This window comes from Gammaproteobacteria bacterium, assembly GCA_013696315.1.
Taxonomy (GTDB): Bacteria; Pseudomonadota; Gammaproteobacteria; order JACCYU01; family JACCYU01; genus JACCYU01.
This window is the reverse complement of the sequence record JACCYU010000262.1, coordinates 1-3823: the sequence shown is the minus strand read 5'-3', so window position 1 is coordinate 3823 and position 3823 is coordinate 1. Positions and strand designations below refer to the sequence as shown.

The 3823-nt window shown below is 58.5% G+C and carries 6 protein-coding genes; 1 reads left to right on the top strand and 5 read right to left on the bottom strand.

Annotation, left to right across the window (positions count from 1 at the left end):
• The 3 genes from cas4 to H0V34_14915 all read right to left on the bottom strand — a co-directional run.
• Positions 1 to 1282, bottom strand: a 1282-nt coding sequence (gene cas4, locus H0V34_14925) for a CRISPR-associated protein Cas4 (protein ID MBA2492915.1), incomplete at its 3' end; no start/stop codon positions are given.
• Positions 1283 to 1525: 243 nt separating this feature from the next.
• On the bottom strand, positions 1526 to 1906 hold the full coding sequence (locus H0V34_14920; protein ID MBA2492914.1) for a type II toxin-antitoxin system VapC family toxin: 381 nt from the start codon (positions 1904 to 1906) through the stop codon (positions 1526 to 1528).
• The gene (locus H0V34_14915) at positions 1869 to 2153 is read right to left on the bottom strand and encodes a type II toxin-antitoxin system prevent-host-death family antitoxin (protein MBA2492913.1); all 285 of its coding nucleotides are present in this window, start codon (positions 2151 to 2153) and stop codon (positions 1869 to 1871) included. Before H0V34_14915 ends, H0V34_14920 begins: the two co-directional genes overlap by 38 nt.
• A 172-nt stretch (positions 2154 to 2325) precedes the next feature.
• Between H0V34_14915 and bcp the strand changes: the two genes are divergently transcribed.
• Positions 2326 to 2796, top strand: a complete 471-nt coding sequence (bcp, locus tag H0V34_14910; protein MBA2492912.1) for a thioredoxin-dependent thiol peroxidase — start codon at positions 2326 to 2328, stop codon at positions 2794 to 2796.
• A 108-nt stretch (positions 2797 to 2904) separates the two neighbouring features.
• On the opposite strand, the gene H0V34_14905 is transcribed toward bcp, so the two are convergent.
• The gene (locus H0V34_14905) at positions 2905 to 3159 is read right to left on the bottom strand and encodes a PIN domain-containing protein (protein MBA2492911.1); all 255 of its coding nucleotides are present in this window, start codon (positions 3157 to 3159) and stop codon (positions 2905 to 2907) included.
• Between the two features lie 146 nt (positions 3160 to 3305).
• On the bottom strand, positions 3306 to 3545 hold the full coding sequence (locus tag H0V34_14900) for a type II toxin-antitoxin system PrlF family antitoxin (protein MBA2492910.1): 240 nt from the start codon (positions 3543 to 3545) through the stop codon (positions 3306 to 3308).
• Positions 3546 to 3823 lie beyond the last annotated feature (278 nt).

The following is a 3823-nucleotide window of genomic DNA, read 5'->3' as shown; positions in this document are numbered from 1 at the left end:
TGCGCGTGCTGAAGTCGAAGGTGAGATCGGCGCCCGTCTCATCGCGCTTGAGCATTTGACCAAAAGCGCCGAAATAGCGCGCCGCGGCCGCGCCTTCGATTCCGAGCAACTCCGGTAAATTCGTCGCGCGCAATACGCTTTTCGAGTCGTGTCTTAGCGCATCGGCCAGCGCGGTTCTGGTCGCATCGTCACCGCGCCAGTTGCGGCCGAGTTGCGTGCGGCAATTGAGAATTTTCGCCTGCACGAAACTCCTGGCGAGATGCAGGCAGGTTTTCTCGTTAAAACTCGCGCGATATTGCGCCGTACGCAGTTCCACGTTTCTATGCCCGGTCCCGTGTGCGTGCCCGTAGAACCAGCCGCCAAAGCTGTACCAGGAGATGGGAATACCGCGCTGCATCAGCTCCTGCAGACACGGCGTAGTCACGTAGATGTTGCCCATCAGCACGAGTTGCGAGGTTTCGATCAGGCGCGCGCTGCTAACCTTCTGGTCGTCGATGCTGATCTCCAGCACCTCGCCTTTCTTCGCAACCTTCGCGCCGCGCGCCTGCACGTATACGGGCAATGCCTCGTCGCGCGCCACGGCCAGCGGGCGCGGCTCGATGCTGCCCCTCTGCAGGTAGTTCACCTCATCGGGCAGACAGATTGCCACCAGCGAACAGCGCGGACACTTGGGACTGTCGACCAGCGGCGGCGGCATCTGCCCACCGGTCGCAGTGTGGCGCAGACCGTTTATGGCGTTCATGGTGAGCGCGCGCAGCTCCTCGTCGAACACCACGCGCACGCGCTCCTTGCCGCCCACGAAATAGATGATCACCTCGTTGCAGGTGTAGCCGTGCTCTTCGAGAATCATCGCCTGCACGCAGATCTGCACGCGCTCGGGATCGTATGCGCCTTTCGCCACGTGCGGGCGCTTGCCGCGTTTGTAATCGATTGGCGTGACGACATTGCCCTCGCCTTCGATCAAGTCGAGCTTCGCGATCAGGCCCAGTCGGTTGGACGACAAGCTGATGGAACGGGCGTGGATTTTCTCATATTCTTCTGTCTCGCCCGGCGGCGGCAACTTGCCGGAAGGCTTGTCCACCCGCCGATGCGCGTGCGTGCCCTCGACCGTATCGGCAGACGGCGCCCACTCGCCCTGCACCCATTCGAGGTATGCAAGCCGCGGGCAATACTGATATTCGTTGACCATGCGCGCGGGCAGCAGCGGCAGGTCGCCGGAGAATTCCGGAAACGGGAGCGGCAGATCCTTCTGCTCGGGCGTTCGATCATCGGAAGTCGCCATCCGCGGCCACCTGCCGAGTTCGTTAAAGAGGGCGGGAACAGTTAGCGGCGAACCAACCCGCGCGCAACCTCAAACCTGACGAGCGCGACGGTCGGAGGGTTTTGACGGTGGCACACGAGACTTTCCAGGAGTGGATGCGAGCTACTCGTCGCGACGCGCCGGAGGAGTCTAGCGCGCACGTCCCATTCCGGAGGAGGACCTCGCTGAGACCGGCGAGAAATATTGAGATTTATCCTAATCCTCTTACCAGGCCGTGCGCACCGGATACTGTGAGATCCGCGGATTGGGCGTCAGGATCGACAACCCGTGCATGATCGCCTGACAGATCAGCATGCAATTGAATGGGTCCCGATGCAGTCTTGGCAGTTTTGCGGCCTGAAGCGCCGCTTCCTCATTAAGCGGTAGCGCTTCTACACCGCGCAGTTCGCGCTGCGTGACGATGAAAAGGTCGGCGGAATTTGGCAAGGGAAGCTTCCCCAATGCATTCTTCTGCGCGATCTCCCCCGCCGACACTGCACTCAGATATACCTCGTGTTCCGCTGCCGCGAACAACGAGCGTGCTTCGCGCGAGAGCCGCGCCCCACCCTCAATCAACCGGAGAAAAGTACAGCGTCGCGCAGCAATCGCACTCCCCCTTGCCCTCGAATAGATCGAGCAGGTCGTCAGGAAGCGGATCGAAGAAACTGTCGGGAACGGAAAAATTCTCCGCCGCAAGTCCGAGCGGACGTGGCTTCTTCCGCTGCTGGCTCAACGGCCGGACCTCCGCAATGGGCGTATTGCGCTTGCAAAGGAGAATGGTCTCACCTTTTTCCGATCGTGCGAGGTATTTCGAGAGGTGGGTCTTCGCTTCGTGTATGTTGAGCTTAATCATGATGTACGGATAGATCATGAAATAGACTAAGTCAAGCAGCATGATTGACACGCGCTAGCATCATTGCGGTTGCCGACACGGCGCGCGACGAGTATCTATAGGCGTGCGATGATTGCGGTCGATCCACTCACGCGGCAGCAGCAGTCCCCTATCAACAGAGAAGAGGAAAAACATGGCAATTCAAGAAGGCGAAACTGCCCCGAGCTTTACTCTCAACGACGCCGACGGCAACGACGTGGCCTTGAGTGACTTCGAGGGCAAAGATGTCATTCTGTATTTTTACCCCAGAGACGACACGCCCGGCTGCACCAAGGAGGCCTGCGGCTTCCGCGATCTGTGGGGCGAGATCGAAGGGCTGGGCGCTGTGGTGTTAGGCGTGTCATCCGATTCCGGCGAATCCCACCAGAAATTCGCGCACAAATACAATCTCCCGTTCACCCTGCTCTCCGACCCCGACAGAAAAGTAATGGAGAAATACAGCGCCTGGGGCGAGAAAAACATGTACGGCAAGATCACCATGGGCGTCATCCGCTCGACCGTTTGGATCGGCCCGGATGGCAAGGTGAAGAAGTATTGGAAGAAAGTGGCCAATGCCGATCAGCATCCTTCGAAGGTGCTGGAGGCGTTGCGGGCGGGCGGCTGAGGCGTCTCAAGGGCGAAAGCGCGGCCCGATCATTACATGGCAGGGTGAGCGGGTCCGTAAGCAGCTTCTGTTTGTCCATTTTTGACACCGCGTCAGGCGCTCCACGCATTAGCCTTGAACAAGCAGTCTTGCGCCATCCAGTGCGCCTGCGCTTTTGTCAAAGGTTACCGTCTCGGGACAACCATGCCGCTTGTTCGTTTCGATCAGCAAACAATCAGCAAAGTCGGCGGCTGTACCTCGGTAGTTGCGCAGGGCTGTCGCGGCTGATTGCGTGTCCTCAATCCTGAATTGAGCCGTGCGGATAATTCGCTCCAGAACCTCCGCGATCAACTGCCGCCGGTATCCATAGGCACTTTCCAGCACCCAAACCAGCTAGCACAAGACCACCCGGTTTATATAACACGGCGACTCCCTGGTGCATTCGGATGCGATGAATCGCGTTGCGCGAGCCGACTGGCGCGGCTCATCCTGAACCAGGTGTCTAACCAGCACGTTCGTGTCCAGGCCGATCAACGGCCGGCGCCCCGATTACGAATAACCTTGTTCATGCGCGCCAGCGAGACAGCGGTTTTCGGCTTGGGCAGAATGCCGGCAAGTTCCGCTGCGTCCAACGATATTGGAATGAGGACGACACGGCCATGTTCATCGATGACGAATTCCATCCGATCTCCCGGACGCAAGCGCAGGTGTTCGCGAATTTCGCGGGGAATAGTGGTTTGGCCCTTGCTGGTTAATGTCGCGGTGGGCATTGTCTTTTCCTTTCATATTTACGCTTCCTTACCCTAAGGTAAGGAGATAATTATTGCAATGATATCGGCAGCAAGCTATCGGCATTAATAAACGCGCCGGCGACGCGCCGGCTCACCACGCTCGAAGATGACAAAACGCCGCGGTCAAGCGGGGCTCACGAGCGGTTTTAGAGAGGTAATGTTACTGAAAGCATGCTCAAAAAAAGAGCATGTCTAAAACTCTGGCCGCTTCAGCGTTGCTAGACCGGCCGTGCGGGGGTGAAATTTCGGTACTTACC

What these genes read in the sequence shown, in the direction of transcription:
- H0V34_14915 (MBA2492913.1), bottom strand. Translation starts at nt 2,153, where the DNA reads ATGATTAAGCTCAACATACACGAAGCGAAGACCCACCTCTCGAAATAC.
- bcp (MBA2492912.1), top strand. Translation starts at nt 2,326, where the DNA reads ATGGCAATTCAAGAAGGCGAAACTGCCCCGAGCTTTACTCTCAACGAC.
- H0V34_14900 (MBA2492910.1), bottom strand. Translation starts at nt 3,545, where the DNA reads ATGCCCACCGCGACATTAACCAGCAAGGGCCAAACCACTATTCCCCGC.